This window comes from uncultured Luteimonas sp., from assembly GCF_947492465.1.
In the GTDB taxonomy this organism is placed as follows: Bacteria; Pseudomonadota; Gammaproteobacteria; order Xanthomonadales; family Xanthomonadaceae; genus Luteimonas.
The window spans coordinates 59,459-74,232 of sequence record NZ_CANLNF010000006.1 but is presented as its reverse complement, the minus strand read 5'-3'; the positions used below and the strand labels follow the sequence as shown (position 1 = coordinate 74,232).

Here is a 14,774-nt window from a genome sequence, read left to right as displayed (position 1 = left end):
TCTGGTCGCCGCGCCGACCATAGAAGCCAGGACTCGCATGACCGTCGTTTCCGCCTCCTCACGAGCACTGCTGGTGCTCGGCATGCACCGTAGCGGAACATCTGCAGTGGCGGGCGCGTTACGTCTGGCGGGCTACGAACTCGGGCGCGATCTGATGGCGCCGGCCGCGGACAACCCGCGCGGTTTCTGGGAACACGCCGGCGTGGTGGCCATCCACGAACGCCTGCTGGTCGCGCTGGGCCGGGACTGGAACGATCCGCGTGACCTGCCCGGCGACTGGATCGACACGTCCGCTGCGCGGGAAGCCGCGGACGCGCTCGAAGCGTTGCTGCGCGCGGAGTTCTCGGGGGTCGCGCGCTGGGCGGTGAAGGACCCGCGGATGTGCCGGCTGCTGCCGCTGTGGTGGCTGGTGCTGAAACGCATGGGGGTGGAGGCGTCCGCGCTGTTCGTGTTGCGGCATCCGCGCGAGGTGGCCGATTCGATCTGGGCACGCAATCGCTGGCCGGAGGGACTGTCCCGCCTGCTGTGGATCCGGCACCTGCTGGATGCCGAGGCTGCAACTCGGCAGGTGCCGCGTGCGATTCTGGAATATCCCACGCTGCTCGCCGATCCGGGCGATGCATTGCAGGCGGCATTCACCGAACTGGGCATGCCGGATCCGGCGGTCGGCGCGGACACGCGCACTGCGTTGAGGGAATTTATCGGCGCCGCCGATCGCCACCACGTACGCGATGCGGAGGGCGATCCCGCATGGGAGTTGCCCTTGCGCATGTTCAATGCCTTGTCGACGACTGCCCCGTGGGCGACGCTGGCGCCGCTGCGGGTCGAGTTCGAGCGCGCGCAGGCGCTCTACGACGATGCGCTTGAAGCCTTCGCACAGCTCGGGCAGCGCGAGCGGGACGAACTGCGCGATGCCAGGCTGCGCCTGCGCGATGCCGATATGGAGGTCAAGGCAAGAGGCGCGGCTCTGGTCAGGCGCGATGCCGAAATGGCGACGTTGGCCTCGGCGCATGCACAGCTGCAGGTCGAACACGAAGAGCGCCTCCGCTGGCTGCAGACCCTGCAGCGCGAATACGAGGAGCGCAGCCGCTGGGCAGTCGAGCTTGACGCGCAGCGGCAGTCGCTGTCGACGCGACTGGGTGAGCTGCAGGCGGAGTACGACACACGCGTCCAGTGGGCCCAGACGCTGGATGCGGAGCGTGCGGCACTGGGCGAACGGCTTCGGGCGCTGCAGTCGGAATTCGACGACCGGACCCGGTGGGCGAAGTCACTGCAGCTGCAGCTCGACGTATGGACGGCTGCGATCGCAACCGGCCTGCGCGCTTCGGGCATCGAGACGCAGCCGGGCTTCGGCCTGGATCAGGCGGTCTCGGCGTTCCAGCACCTGGCAGAGGAGCGGGCCGCGGCGCGCGCGGAACTGGGCCGCATCTGCGTCGAACACCACAAGTTGTCCGTGCAGATGCAGGAGATCCTGCACTCGAGATCGTGGCGACTGACACGGCCGCTGCGCTTTGCAGGGCGCGTGGGGCGGGGCGACTGGTCGGGAGTGGTCGCGTCGCTGCAAGCCTCGCGATTCGGACGCAGCCTTCTAGCGTCCCTGCCCCGGGTGCTCGGGCGTCGGCTGCGTGGGGACGCCTCGCCACCGCAGTCGCATCGGGATGCAATCCCGCCGCCCGCTGCGCCATTTGCTTCCGCACCCTCGAAGCTGGAAATGGCCGAACGCGTGCGTGATCTCTCGTTTCCGGCGTGCGCACAGCCGCTGGTGTCGATCATCATTCCGACCTACGGCAATCTTTTTCACACGTTCAACTGCCTGGCTTCGATCGCGGCCCATCCGCCGAAGGTGTCGTATGAGGTGCTGGTGGTGGAGGATGCGTCGGGCGATGCGGAGATTGCCGCACTCGCAGCAGTTCCGGGACTGCGCTTCCACGAGAACCCGACGAACCTGGGCTTCCTGCGTTCATGCAACCGCGCTGCCACGCTCGCGGCTGGCGAGTACGTCTACTTCCTCAACAACGACACCGAAGTCACCCCCGGCTGGCTCGACCATCTTGTGGACGTATTCGAGCGCCGCCCGGATGCCGGTCTGGTCGGGTCCAAGCTGGTCTATCCGGATGGTCGCCTGCAGGAAGCGGGCGGGATCCTGTGGGCCGACGGCAGCGCATGGAACTACGGGCGGCTCGACGATCCCGACCTGCCCCAGTACAACTACCTGAAGGAGGCGGACTACATCTCGGGCGCGTCGATCATGCTGCGCAGGTCGCAGTTCCTGGACGAGCTGGGGGGCTTCGACGACCGCTATGCGCCGGCGTACTACGAGGACACCGACCTTGCGTTCCGGGTGCGGGAGCTCGGTCTGAAGGTCTACGTGCAGCCCCGCTCGGTGGTGATCCACCACGAAGGCGTGTCGAGCGGTACCGACGTCTCCAGTGGCGTGAAATCCTGGCAACCCGTCAACCAGCGCAAGTTCCTCGAGCGTTGGGGCGGGCTGCTGGCGCGTGAGCATACGACCAGTGGAGTCGATGTCGAATCTGCGCGCGACCGCAGCCGCGGGCGTCGCGCAATCCTGCTGGTCGACCACTACATTCCGCAGCCCGATCGCGATGCGGGATCCCGCGCGATCTTCCAGCTGCTGGAAGTGCTGGTCGCGCAGGGGCACTGCGTCACGTTCTGGCCAGACAACCTGTTCCGTGACCCCGACTACGTGCATCTGCTGCAGGACATGGGGGTGGAAGTCATCTACGGCCCGGCCTACGCAGCGCGCTTCGATGCGTGGCTCGCAGAGCGGGCGGAACGGTTCGGTGCTGTGATCCTTAGTCGCCCGCATATCGCGAGCAAGTACGTGGATGCGGTACGCAGGCACACGAAAGCACGACTGGTGTATTTCGGCCACGACATCCATCACCTGCGCATGCAGGAACAGATGAAGATCGCACCATCGGAGCAGCTTGCGCTGGATACGCGCTGGATGCGCACGCTCGAGCACGGCATGTGGAGCAAGGCCGACAGCATCGTGTACCCCTCGTCCGATGAAACAGCGTATGTGGAGCACTGGCTGCAGAACACCGGTGGTCGCGCGCAGGCATGGACGGCGCCCCTGTACGGCTTCGAGTCCGTTGCCGCCACTGCCCCAGGCGATCTTGGCGGTCGCAGGGACATCATCTTCGTGGCCGGCTTTGCCCACGATCCGAACGTGGACGCAGCGCTGTGGCTGGCCGAAGAGATCCTGCCGCACGTGCGTCGGGCTGTCCCGGGCGTGCGGCTGTCGCTGGTCGGCTCGAATCCGCGGGCTGAAGTGCTTGCCCTGGCCGGAGACGACGTCGAGGTCACCGGCTTCGTGAGCGATGCGGAACTGGAAGCGCGTTACGCGCGGGCACGCGTCGCCGTGGCGCCTTTGCGTTTCGGCGGAGGGATGAAGGGGAAGGTGCTCGAGGCGATGCACCAGGGCGTCCCCTGCGTAACGACGGCCACGGGAATGCAGGGTCTGTCGGCTGCCGTTGGCTTCATGCGATTCGCCGAGGACGCAGAAGGCATTGCCCGGCATGTCGTGACGTTGCTTACCGAAGACGCAGCATGGCACGACGTGTCATCCAACCAGCTGAAGTTCATCGAGCGAAACTTCTCGCGCAGGGCATTGGACAGCACATTTGCGGCGATTCTGGACTAACCGCGTCCGGAAGGCGCCTGGTCAGGCGCGTGCTTCTTCGCTGACGGGGCCTTGGCGCCGGCGCGGTTGTCGCAAGGGGTTTCAGCCATGCGCAGCCTGGCGATCACCGCATCCGCGGTGCCGTCCACCAGATAGATGACGGTAGCGTCGGTAAGCCATTCACCGGTCTGTTTTGCGCCTTCGCGCTGGCTCGGCGCAACCCACAACTTGGGCGCCTGGTTTGCCTGTACGATCCACAGTTCCGGTTGAGAGCCATGCGCAGTTTGAAGTGCCCAGCTGACTTCGGCTGAATAGGGCGCTGGCGCGCAGGGGCCGCGTCGTGCCTGGAGCGCACTGCCGGCCAGTGCTGTTTCGTCCAGAGTCCAGGGCAGTGCGGGGGTCTGCGTGTCGGATTGGGCTGCCAACCGCCCGTCTGCAACGGGATCTGTAGTGGGGCCAGATGCGTCCTGGCAGGCCGCAAGAGCGACCGCGAGTGCGACCGCTGCAGGCAGGGCACGAAGAGGCACGGATGCGAACATGGTGCAGGGATCCTGTGATTTCAGCTGAATGGATCGGGCGAGAAATGCCATGGAACGTTCATCTGTAGTAATGGGGCTGTCTATCAGCGCGCTGCTACGGAGTCTGAGCGTAGTCGGTCCGGTTGGCGACGGGCTGCACGCCGCCAGTGGGAATTCAAGTGTCTGGAGGCCTGGCTGAACCGGGATGGACGGGAGTTCACATCCGTCCAGCGACAGGGAGACCGTTGGAGTCGTGCCGCCGTCATAGCGTTCGGCGGGCGGGACGTAGACGCCGATTTCCAACGTGTCGGCGCGAGAAACATGCGCTCGCAAGACAGCATCGGCGCTGACCCATCTGCCGTCGTGTTCGGCTTTGTGGAACCCCGCGAGCTGCCCGTCGTGCAGCCGGTTGAACTGGTGGGGCCGGGTCAGGTCGATGCGCAGGGGGGTAGCGGCAACGCTGCGCGGGTCGAAGCGATACACCTGTGGCAGGGTGCTCTGTGGTACGAGCGCGGTAGATGGATACATCGCCAGCACCCTTCTGGTCTCGGTGGTATGACCAGCCTCCTGATCGACCACCAGATACGCGGAAGGCGAGCGGGTGAGCTCGTCGGCAGGGGTGTCGTTGATGTCGAGCAGGGCGCGACCGGCGAGCAGCGATATCTGCGGGGCCGAACTCCACCCCGCGGCGTAGACCGGCGCGTCCGGTGGCAGCGACCGGAGCGTCTCGACGGCGCGGTCGACAATGCTGACATCCACTGGCCTGATCGCGCCGTGCATTCTGGACTGCATCAAAAAAGCGGCGGCGAAGCAGATTGCCACAACGGTGGCCACGGCTGCCGCCCGCTGCCGCCACCGTGATGCTGCTCCGCACGCCATCGACGACGACACCAGAATCCACGCGATGTTGACCAGGGCCATGCCGTTGAAAATGCGCCTGTGCCATGCCTTTGGCGTGGGCGTGAGCGCCAGCCACCAGATCAAGTACGCGGCCGCGGCCGCAAGAGTGGCCAGCAGGATCCAGCGTGCGTGCCGAGCCGTCGGCGGAAACATGGCCGCCAGCCCGAAAGGCAACAGCAACCAGAGCATTGCAAGCGGGGTCGGCAAATGCAGGAATGCGGACAGCATCCCGAAGTGCCGCCAGATCTTCTCTGGCAAGGAAGGCGCTTCGCCGGGTGTTTCGGCAATCCCCGCTTCCCGGCTGATCGACAGGTACTCCAGCGCCCACCATGCCCTATACGCGTCGGCTCCACCCAGCGACAGCATGCGATAGGCTTCCCAGACGACGATGGGCGAGAGGAAGCCTGCAGCCAGCAGCGCGATATCTGCGGTGCGGGCAGCGGGCGCGCGCGCACGGGTGATCGCATGCAAAGCCATGACCAAGCCCACCGGCCCCACGCAGACGAGCATGACGGTCTTGGTCACGACAGCCGCACCCAGCAGCATCGCCGCCGCCGTGACGCGGGTGCGCGAGCCGGGATCCGTCCAGGGATACAGCGCGAGTCCTCCCACCGCCAGAGCCAGGCCGGGCACTTCGCCAAATCCCCGGAACCCGTATGCAAGAACACCAGGGGTGGACAGCAACATCAGCACCGCCGCGAACCCGTCCAGCGTACGGCCGCGCACCTTGCGCGCGAGCATGAAGGCTGCGCCGGCAAGGAGGAGGACAAAGAAGACGTTTGCCAGCTGCGACTGCGCCACCCCCATGCCGAACAGGCGGTAACCCGCCGCAGCGACGAGGATGTACGGGCCGTTGGTCTGGATTTCGCGGGGGAATGGCGCCCGCTCGCCGTAACTGCGGGCGTAACCGTCGCCCTGGGAGACACTCCAGGCCACCTGCAGGTTCATGGCACCGTCGAACGAAGGCACCAGGGTGAATGCGCGGAAAAACAGGATGAGCAGTACCGCCAGCGCTGCCGCTCCCACCAGCAGGGCCGGAGCTCGCGTTCGCCTGCGTCCCGACGGATCCGTGCGCATCGGTGGGTTACCTTGCGGCAGCGCTGTCGGCGTCGGGCGGACAGCTGGCCAGGCTCAGTGCCGTGGCATTGCCGGTCCGGTCGACCTTCTCAAGCAGTTTCCGGTTCGTGGCGATCAGGTCCGCAAGCAATCCACACATGAGTGCGAGCGCCGACAGCGTCACCAGCAAGGAGGCCAGGATCAGTGATTGCACGTGCCCGCCACCCTGTCCCGTGGCCAGGAACACCAGATAGCGGATACCCAGCAACAGTCCGGGGATGCCGAGCAAGGCCGCTACGGACAAAAAAGTAAACATCGGCCTGTAGATCACGAATACCCGGACGATGGTGACCAGGGAACGCCGGACGTAACTGCCTATGCTGCGCACCAGACGCGAGGGACGCAGGTCCGCATTGGTACGGATCGGCACCGATACGATGCGCAGGTTGCTCTGGCCGGCCTGGATGATCGTCTCCAGGGTATAGGTGTAGGGATTGAATACATTCAGGCGCATGGCGGTTTCCCGCGAAATAGCGCGGAATCCGCTGGGCGCATCCTGCACGTCCGTGCCGCTGGCCTTGCGCACCGCCCAGCTGCCCAATCGTTGCAGCTTCTTCTTGATCCAGGAGAAATGCGCCGTTTCGTCGATCGGACGGGCCCCGATGACCATGTCGGCCCGCCCCTCCAGGATCGGAGTGGTGAGAGCGGGAATATCCCGCGCCTCGTACTGGTTGTCCGCATCGGTGTTCACTACCACGTCGGCGCCCAGGCGCAGCGCCGCATGCAGACCGGTCATGAAGGCTGTCGCAAGCCCGCGGTTGACGGGATGCTGGATGACGTGGTCGACGCCGAGTTCGCGCGCAAGCGTCGCGGTGCCGTCGGTCGATCCATCATCGATGACCAGCCATTCGACGCGGTCGAAGCCTTCCACCTGCCGGGGAAGCGCGCCTACGGCGATTCCAAGGGTCCCTGCCTCGTTGAGGCAGGGGATCTGGATGATCAACTTCATCGCGTGGGGTACCTGTGTAGGGCGCGAGCATGCCCGGGCGGCGCGCGCAGATTGTGCCATATGGGCGGCGCGCTCCCCTTCGGGGCGTGCGCAGGTCCGCGGCGCGGTACACGCAGGCACGTTGCACGGGGCGAACTCATGACGTCGCTTCAGTGTCTCTGGCGCACGTGGCTAGGAACTCTTCGATCATCCCGCTCATCAGCAGGTGCGCGTGTCGCTCCACGCGCTCGTGCGGCCAGTTCCACCAGGCGATCGCAAGGAGCCTGGCGATCGTCGCCTCGTCGAAGCGGCGACGCACTGCCGTGGCCGGGTTGCCGGCCACGATCGAGTAAGGCGGGACATCGCGACCAACAACCGCCCGAGCTCCGACCACCGCGCCGTCTCCGATCCGCACCCCCGACAGGATCAGGCAGCCGGCGCCCAGCCAGACATCGTGGCCGATCACGACGTCTCCCCGGCTGGCGGGGTGGCCGCCGATCGCCCGTGCCGCTGGCCAGGTCTTCGGAAACTTCGAGAAGGGAAAGGTCGTCACCCAGTCCGTGCGGTGGTTGCCACCCAGATAGATTTCGACACCCTCGGCGATGGAGCAATATTTGCCGACGGTGAGGTTGGCATCCTCGCCCCACCAGCGTATGCGGGGTGCGCCATAGGTGTGCTTTCCGACCACGACGCGACCCGAAGTCGAACGCCACGCGATGCGCTTGATCCAGTGTTTGGGATTGCGCAGCAGGAACGGCAGGTTCATTGCGGCAGCTTCTCCGTAATACGGGTCGCTGCGCCCATTGCCGGCTTGGTGGCGCGCAGCTGCCAAAGCCCGATGGGTAGCAGAAGGACGTCTCCCAGAGTGGTCGCGATGCGGATGGCGAGGATCACGGCGCTTGCGTCGGCGGGGGTATAGGCATCGCTGAGCAGGATCAGCATGACCGCCTCGCGCACGCCGACTCCAGCGGGTGCGCCCGGTGTGGCGAAACCCATGATCCATGCCAGGGAAAAGGACGCGAGCAGTAGCCAGCCGTGCCGGGGTGCCTCCGGCAGGAGCAGCCCCGCCATGCCGATGATCCCGATGCCAAAGACAAGATAGACCAGCGCATAGAGCAGTAGTGCCCGCACCATGGTGGCGGGTCCGGGCGCTGCAACCTGTGTCTGCCGAGCCTGCTGCGGGGCGAAACGCCACAGCAGCCACGGCGTGACGTACTTGAGCATCCCCAGTCCCAGGAGGCCGAGCGCGGCACAACCGGCGACCAAGCCGACGACATGCAGTCCGCCGATGTCGGCAAGAACCTGCACACGACCGGACAACAGGAGCGAAGCGCCGCCCACCACGACGCTCGCGATGCACAGCAGGCCGATCTCCGCCAATCCCGTCAAAACCATTGGGGCCGGGCCTATTCCCCGGTCCAGTGCGAGCGCGCCTCGCCCCAGGTGATGGGCGACATTACCCGGCAGGTATTTGCCGACCTGCGTGGCAGAAACAATGCCGCACAGCTCCATCCAGCGTTTGCGAAGCCCCATCCCGAGCAGGAGTTCGCGCCAGCCCAATGCCGAAACCGCCACCCCGAGCAGATAGAACCCGACCGCCAGCGCGATGCCGCTGGCGGCTGCGGGCGTTGCGTAGGCGGAAAGGTCCTGGCCTCGCCAGGAACGGCCAATGAGATAGATGGATAGCCCCGTCGTAGCGATCGCGACGGTCAATCCTAGGAGCCGTACCGCTCGCTTCATGTCGACCGGGCTTGCGCTTTGACCACATAGCCGCTGCCCAGATCGGTGTCCAGGAAGCCACGCTGGATGATGTCAAACGTCCTCAGCGCCAACTTGCCCGGCAACGACCGGACCAGAGGGAACAGCTTCATGTCTGGCCCGCGGTCGATGCCGCTGCGATCGTTGTTCTTGCGGCGATCCTCTGTGGGGTCATCGCCGCGATGGATGTTGCGGGCGAACAGTGGTTGGCTGGCCCATTCGGTGAGATTGGTGAGGGGAAAGCCATAGCATTCGAAGCGGACGCAGTCGAACCCCCCGCGGTCGAGCGCCGAGACCAGTTCGTCGCGTTCATAGCGGCGGACGTGGCCGGCCCATTCGTCGCGTGCCGTCCACAACTTCATGTGGGCAGGTACGGACATGATGAGATGGCCGCCGGGCCGGAGCCAGGAGCGCCACAGCTCCACGGCGGCAATGTCGTCCTCTATGTGCTCGAGGACCTCGAAGGCGCAGATCACGTCGAAGCGACCCGCCCAGTCCAGGCCGGGCTCGGCGTGCACCGGGACATCGTGTCCGGCGGCCGACAACATCGACTGGGTGCGAGTGCGGGCTGCACTGGAGGAATCCAGCGCCTCGCAGCGATACCCTGCGTCCATGAACTCGACCAGTAGCGCGCCCGCGCCAGGTCCGATCTCGAGCAGGCGCCCGGACGGGATGTCGTGCAGCAGCGCCTTGATCCGTGCGCGGCGCATCAGGTAGCGCGGGGCGGGTACCCAGCCCAGATCGGTATAGATGGGTCCCAGCAACGGATCCTTGGTCATGTTCGGCCCTCTGAGCCTGTAGCAGCGAGTGATTCGATCAACTGCGCCGCGACGGCATGCGGCCGGATTGCAGGCAGAACCGACCGATGACAGCAAGTTTCGACCGCGCCAGAGTTTCGGGCTGCCTCCAGGACGGCTGCCGCCAGAGCTGCAGGGTCACCGGGGGGCACAAGGCGCACGCAGGGTGGCGCGTGTACAAGTAGCTCACGGATGGCGGGGGAGTCCCGAGTGATGAGTGGCTTCCCGGCGGCCAGGACCTGGAAGACTTTGTTGGGGATCACGCTGGCCGCCTTGTCTGATGTGCCAAAGATACCGAGGCAGATGTCGGCCGACTCGATCTCGTCGCGCAGGTCGGTGTAATCCACCCAGTCGCGCCACTGCAGCGCCGGAAGCGGCTCTGCGTCGATCATCGCGCGAATACGCTCCGCCTCCTGCCCTTTTCCGATCAAGGTCCATTCCACCGCGGCGTTGCGGAGTAGGCCCGCCGCGCGGATGATTGTCGCGATGCCGTGCAGCGGTATGAACTGGCCGTAGAACAGCACTCTCAGGTGACGGTTGTAGGGCAGTGGGTCCGCGGGCGGGGACAGCGCGGAGTGCCGGGTGGTTACGAACACCTCGTCCTCCACGCCAACCATCGCACGCCCGACCCGCCCGCGACGAAGGCCGAAAAGACCTTCCATACGCCGTGCGTGTGTGGCCGTATCCATGAACGGCTGATCCGTCAGCCGGACCCCCGCCCCCTCAATCAGCCGGATCAGCCGACCTACCGGATGGGCTGCGCCGAACAGCGCGCGATCGAGCACGATGGTGTCGTAAGCGGACAGGAACCAGTCCAGCGCGATGCGGGCGCCGCGTAGCCTGGCAAACGGCCAGATCACGAACACGTCGACGAAGCCCGGGTAGCCGATCAAGACCCAGTCGTGACCAGGAAGGCGCAGATACCGCAGCAGTAGACGGGGGTACGCCAGCAGCGTCTTCAAGCCGAGTGCGAGCCACCCGCCGACGCCCCGAATGCGGCTCTTGTCCTCGATGCCGCTCCATACGTCGGTACGACACTCGATCACTTCGATGCCGTTCTCGCGCAACCCGCGGATCAGGATGCGCGTGCGCGGCTTGCCCGTGTCGCAGGTCCCCCAGAGTACGAGACGCTTTACGCCAGACACATTGGCTGGCGCCTTCGTCAAAGAGCCGCTTCCAGTTCCGGCAGCAGTTGGAACAGGTCTCCCACCAGCCCGATGTCGGCGATCTCGAAGATCGGCGCGTCCGCGTCCTTGTTGATCGCCACGATTGTGCCGGCATCCTTGATGCCGGTCAGGTGCTGGATCGCGCCCGAGATGCCCACCGCCACGTACAGCTCGGGGGCGATGATCTTGCCGGTCTGGCCGACCTGCAGTTCGTTGGGCACGTAGCCGGCATCGACCGCCGCGCGCGAGGCGCCCACGGCCGCGCCGAGGCGGTCGGCGAGCTTGTAGATCACCTCGAAGTTCTCCTTTGAGCCCACGCCACGTCCGCCGGACACCACGCGACGCGCACTCTGCAGGTCGGGGCGATCGGACTTGGCGGCGGCCAGGCCGAGGTGACGAGTGTGGGTCGGCAGGGGCACATCCACCGACACGGTTTCGACCGCGGCGCTGCCGCCGGTCGCCGCTTCGGGCCAGGAAGCAGTGCGCACGGTCGCCACCACGGTGCGGTCGGCGGGGGCGCGGACGGTGATGATGGCATTGCCGGCGTAGATCGGACGCTTGAACTCGTGCGTGCCCTCGACCGTCATCAGGTCCGACACCTGGGCCACGCCCAGCAGCGCGGCGACGCAGGGCGCCAGGTCCTTGCCGAACGTGGTGCTGGGCACGAACAGGTGGCTGTAGCCCTCGGCCAGCTTCGCCACCTGCGGCGCGAGCACCTGCGCGACCGGCTGCGTGTTGGCGGCGTTGGCGACGGCCAGGACCCGCGCCACGCCTGCGATCTTCGCGGCTTCGGCGGCCACGGCGGCCGGATCCGCGGCGAGCACGGCGACATCGATCGCGTCGGCGGACAGCGCCTGCGCGGCGCTCACCGTGCGCGCGGTGGATGCGTTGAGCCTGCCATCCAGGTGTTCGGCGATGACGAGAACCTTGGCCATTACAGCAACCCCTTCTGCTTGAGTGCGGCGACCAGTTCGGCCGCGTCCTTGACCAGCACGCCCTTGCTGCGCCCGGCTGGCGGGGCGTAGGTGATGGTTTCGAGGAAATCGCCAGGCTCGATGCCCAGATCGGCAAACGGTAGCGTTTCCATCGGCTTGCTCTTGGCCTTCATGATGTCGGGCAGCTTGATGAAGCGCGGCTCGTTCAGGCGTAGGTCGGTGGTCACGACGGCGGGCAGGTCGACTTCCAGCGTCTCCAGGCCTGCGTCGACTTCGCGCACGACCGTGGCCTTGCCGCCCTCGACATCGAGCTTCGAGGCGAAGGTGGCTTGCGGACGGCCCCACAGAGTGGCCAGCATCTGGCCGGTCTGGTTGGCGTCGTCGTCGATCGCCTGCTTGCCCAGGATGACCAGGTCCGGCTGCTCCTTCTCGACCAGCTTGAGCAGGGTGCGGGCGGCGGTCAGAGGCTGGATGGCCTGGTCGCAAACCACGTGGATGGCGCGGTTGGCACCCATGGCCAGGCCGTTGCGCAGGTGCGCGGCGGCGTCGGCCGGGGCGATGGTGGCTACGACCACCTCGGTGGCGATGCCCTTGTCGCGCAGGCGCAGCGCTTCCTCGAGCGCGATTTCGTCGAACGGGTTGGCGGAGAGCTTGACGCCCTCGGTGACCACGCCGGACCCGTCCGGCTTGACCTGGATGCGGACGTTGTAGTCCACCACGCGCTTGTAGGCGACGAGGATCTTCATCTTGCGGGGACTCCCGGGAAAGGAACGGGGGACGGACAGACCGGTGATTTTATCCGGATGCGCACCAGCCGCGCGACCGGGTTGCGAGATCGTCACGCGCCGGTCGATCGCCGAGAGGCGGCGCCGCGCATTCAGCCGCTCGGAGCCGCGTAGGGATAGGGCCGGCCGGCGTCGGGGTCAGTTTCGCCGCAGACCTCGGCCGCCGAGCGCGTGCGGTAACCCGCGTCGTTCACGCACAGCGCCAGCACCCGCTCGATGGCGTGGGCGAACGTGCCGTCGAGCTGCCCGGCCTCCGCCTCGAATTCCCATTCCTCCAGATGCGCGTCGAGCAGAGGGCGCAGGGCCTCGGTGCGGCACCACAGCATGGTGCCGGCGATGAATCGATGCTCGAGATAGCTGCGGTCGCGTAAGCCGAGCCGAGTGATCAGGTACTCGATGGCGTCGCGGTTCGCGCTGAGATAGGTTTGCATCGGAAGCAGGTGGCCCTCCGGCCCCACCGCGCCGAGGCCCGGGTCTGCGGTGAAGGCCGCAAGGATGCTTCGCGCGCGCTGCGGCGAGATCAGCCGCTCCAGCATCTCGCGACGCCACCGATCGCCGTCGCTACGGTGTCGCGACCGCTTGGTGTGCAGTTTCAGCACCAGCTCCACGCCCTCGTCCAGCAGGCGGTCGGCGACGCGCATGAAGGGCAGAATATCGCGGCCGCGATTCTCGCCCACCACCAGATCGCCCGGCAACGGAGAGCGCGCCAGCACGTCGGCGATTTCGGCCTCGCGCTCGGGCGCGGTGGTCACCAGCAGGCGCCAGTCGATGCCCGTCGCGGCCAGGCGCTGGAGGATGTCCTCGAACTCCTCCGCATACCAGGCATGGACCACCGCGGCGGGACGCGGATTGGCGGGCGGCGGATCCGCTGCAAGTCGCAGGCCTGCGCTGGTCGCCTGCAGCCAGGCGTGGCCGAGACGATGGTCCGGTTCGAGCACCGCACCTTCGGCCCATTCGTTCCAGGCGTTCACGAAGACCAGGCGCTCGCGGTGCGGCTGCCCGCCGGTGCGCTGGCGGATCGTGGCCGCCAGCCAGTCGCGATAGCGGCGCGGCGAGGCATGCAGCAGCACGCGGCCGCGGCCGGTGCGGCGCGGTTCGTTGTCCCATCCGGGGTTCACGCAGGGATACAGCGGATAACCTGGAGCGGGCCGCTGCAGGGCATCGGCCACGAGCGCGCGCCAGTCCAGCACGCGACCCTCGTAGTCCGGGTTGATCAGCCGCTGGTGGCGTGTCAGTTCCGTCGGCTCGCTCATGTTGGGCGGGAACTCGATCGCCGCATCGAAACCGATGTCGGATGGATCCGGGCGCTCGAAGCCCTGCACATAGCACAGGTGGAGTTCGCCCAGGCCGAGGCGGCGGCATTCCTCGCGCCAGCGCGCCGCGGTTGCGGCCGGGTCGGGGAACAGGCTGGGCCGGTAGACCAGCAGCACGGGGCGGCCGTCCACTCGCAGGTAACGTGGGTCGGCGAGGTAGCGCGCGACGTGGCGGATGAACGCCAGGTCATCCGTCGACGAATGGTTCTGGGCGAGGATGATCTCGTCATCGCGCCCGTCCCAGCGCCGCGACCAGCTCTCGTTGGCCCAGCACAGACAAAAGGGCAGGTCGAGGTCGGGGGTCTCCAGCCACAGGCGCAGTGGCGCCTCCAGAGGGCTGTGGCCGTTGAACCAGTAGAAGTAGAAGGCGAATGCGCCCACGCCGTGGCGGCGGGCAAGGTCTGCCTGGCGCCGCATCGTGTCCGGATCGCGCAGATCGTATTCGCCCAGGACGCCCGGCAGGCGTGGCTGCGCATGTCCGTCGAACTGCGGACTGGCGCGGCGCACGTTACGCCATTCGGTGAAGCCTTCTCCCCAAGCTGCATCGTTCTCGGGAATCGGATGGAACTGCGGCAGGTAGAACGCGACCAGGGTCGCCGGCAGCGGCCCAGGCAGGATGGGGGGAGCGGCGTCGCGATGGCCGAGCGCCAGGGCGTCGGCGGGCCGACGCCCGCTACGCTCACGGGCGTATGCATTGATCGGCAGGCCGCGCGGCGCACGCGGCACCAGAAAGCCAAGCCGGGCGAGAAACCAGGCACGCAGGCGGTCACGCTTGCCCTCGTCGATCGGCGCGGCGCGGAAAGCCAGACGGAGGATATGGAAGCAGGCCGACTTGAGTCTGTGCAAAGGAAATCTGCGCGCCATGCGCCGCCGTTCGCCGTGGATGGCCGGGCGGCTATGGTGGGCCAAACG

At 66.8% G+C, this 14,774-nt stretch carries 10 protein-coding genes; 1 reads left to right on the top strand and 9 read right to left on the bottom strand.

From position 1 onward, the window contains the following. The first annotated feature begins 37 nt into the window (after nucleotides 1-37). Nucleotides 38-3,667 carry a glycosyltransferase gene (locus Q0863_RS13685; RefSeq protein ID WP_298579356.1) on the top strand — a complete coding sequence of 1,210 codons (3,630 nt, stop codon included), beginning with the start codon at nucleotides 38-40 and terminating at the stop codon, nucleotides 3,665-3,667. On the opposite strand, the gene Q0863_RS13680 is transcribed toward Q0863_RS13685, so the two are convergent. The 9 genes from Q0863_RS13680 to Q0863_RS13640 all read right to left on the bottom strand — a co-directional run bounded on the left by Q0863_RS13680 (nucleotide 3,664) and on the right by Q0863_RS13640 (nucleotide 14,708). Beyond that, nucleotides 3,664-6,141, bottom strand: coding sequence for a hypothetical protein (locus Q0863_RS13680; RefSeq protein ID WP_298579349.1), 2,478 nt, complete (start codon nucleotides 6,139-6,141; stop codon nucleotides 3,664-3,666). The genes Q0863_RS13685 and Q0863_RS13680 overlap by 4 nt on opposite strands. Nucleotides 6,142-6,148: 7 nt before the next feature. Beyond that, nucleotides 6,149-7,129, bottom strand: coding sequence for a glycosyltransferase family 2 protein (locus Q0863_RS13675; RefSeq protein ID WP_298579343.1), 981 nt, complete (start codon nucleotides 7,127-7,129; stop codon nucleotides 6,149-6,151). A gap of 136 nt (nucleotides 7,130-7,265) precedes the next feature. Continuing rightward, nucleotides 7,266-7,874 (bottom strand): CatB-related O-acetyltransferase, encoded by a 609-nt coding sequence (locus Q0863_RS13670; protein ID WP_298579336.1) that lies wholly within the window; start codon nucleotides 7,872-7,874, stop codon nucleotides 7,266-7,268. Further along, the gene (locus tag Q0863_RS13665; protein ID WP_298579329.1) at nucleotides 7,871-8,821 is read right to left on the bottom strand and encodes a hypothetical protein; all 951 of its coding nucleotides are present in this window, start codon (nucleotides 8,819-8,821) and stop codon (nucleotides 7,871-7,873) included. Before Q0863_RS13665 ends, Q0863_RS13670 begins: the two co-directional genes overlap by 4 nt. Before the next feature lie 23 nt (nucleotides 8,822-8,844). Further along, a complete protein-coding gene (locus Q0863_RS13660; RefSeq protein WP_298579322.1) occupies nucleotides 8,845-9,645 on the bottom strand; it encodes a class I SAM-dependent methyltransferase in 801 nt (266 codons plus the stop codon). Next, nucleotides 9,642-10,829, bottom strand: a complete 1,188-nt coding sequence (locus Q0863_RS13655; RefSeq protein ID WP_298579316.1) for a glycosyltransferase — start codon at nucleotides 10,827-10,829, stop codon at nucleotides 9,642-9,644. The genes Q0863_RS13660 and Q0863_RS13655 overlap by 4 nt, the downstream gene beginning before the upstream one ends. After that, complete coding sequence (locus Q0863_RS13650) at nucleotides 10,826-11,764, bottom strand: electron transfer flavoprotein subunit alpha/FixB family protein (RefSeq protein WP_298579310.1); 939 nt, start codon at nucleotides 11,762-11,764, stop codon at nucleotides 10,826-10,828. The genes Q0863_RS13655 and Q0863_RS13650 overlap by 4 nt, the downstream gene beginning before the upstream one ends. Then, nucleotides 11,764-12,510, bottom strand: coding sequence for an electron transfer flavoprotein subunit beta/FixA family protein (locus Q0863_RS13645; protein ID WP_298579301.1), 747 nt, complete (start codon nucleotides 12,508-12,510; stop codon nucleotides 11,764-11,766). Before Q0863_RS13645 ends, Q0863_RS13650 begins: the two co-directional genes overlap by 1 nt. 131 nt (nucleotides 12,511-12,641) lie before the next feature. Beyond that, complete coding sequence (locus Q0863_RS13640; protein WP_345780527.1) at nucleotides 12,642-14,708, bottom strand: glycoside hydrolase family 99-like domain-containing protein; 2,067 nt, start codon at nucleotides 14,706-14,708, stop codon at nucleotides 12,642-12,644. Nucleotides 14,709-14,774 lie beyond the last annotated feature (66 nt).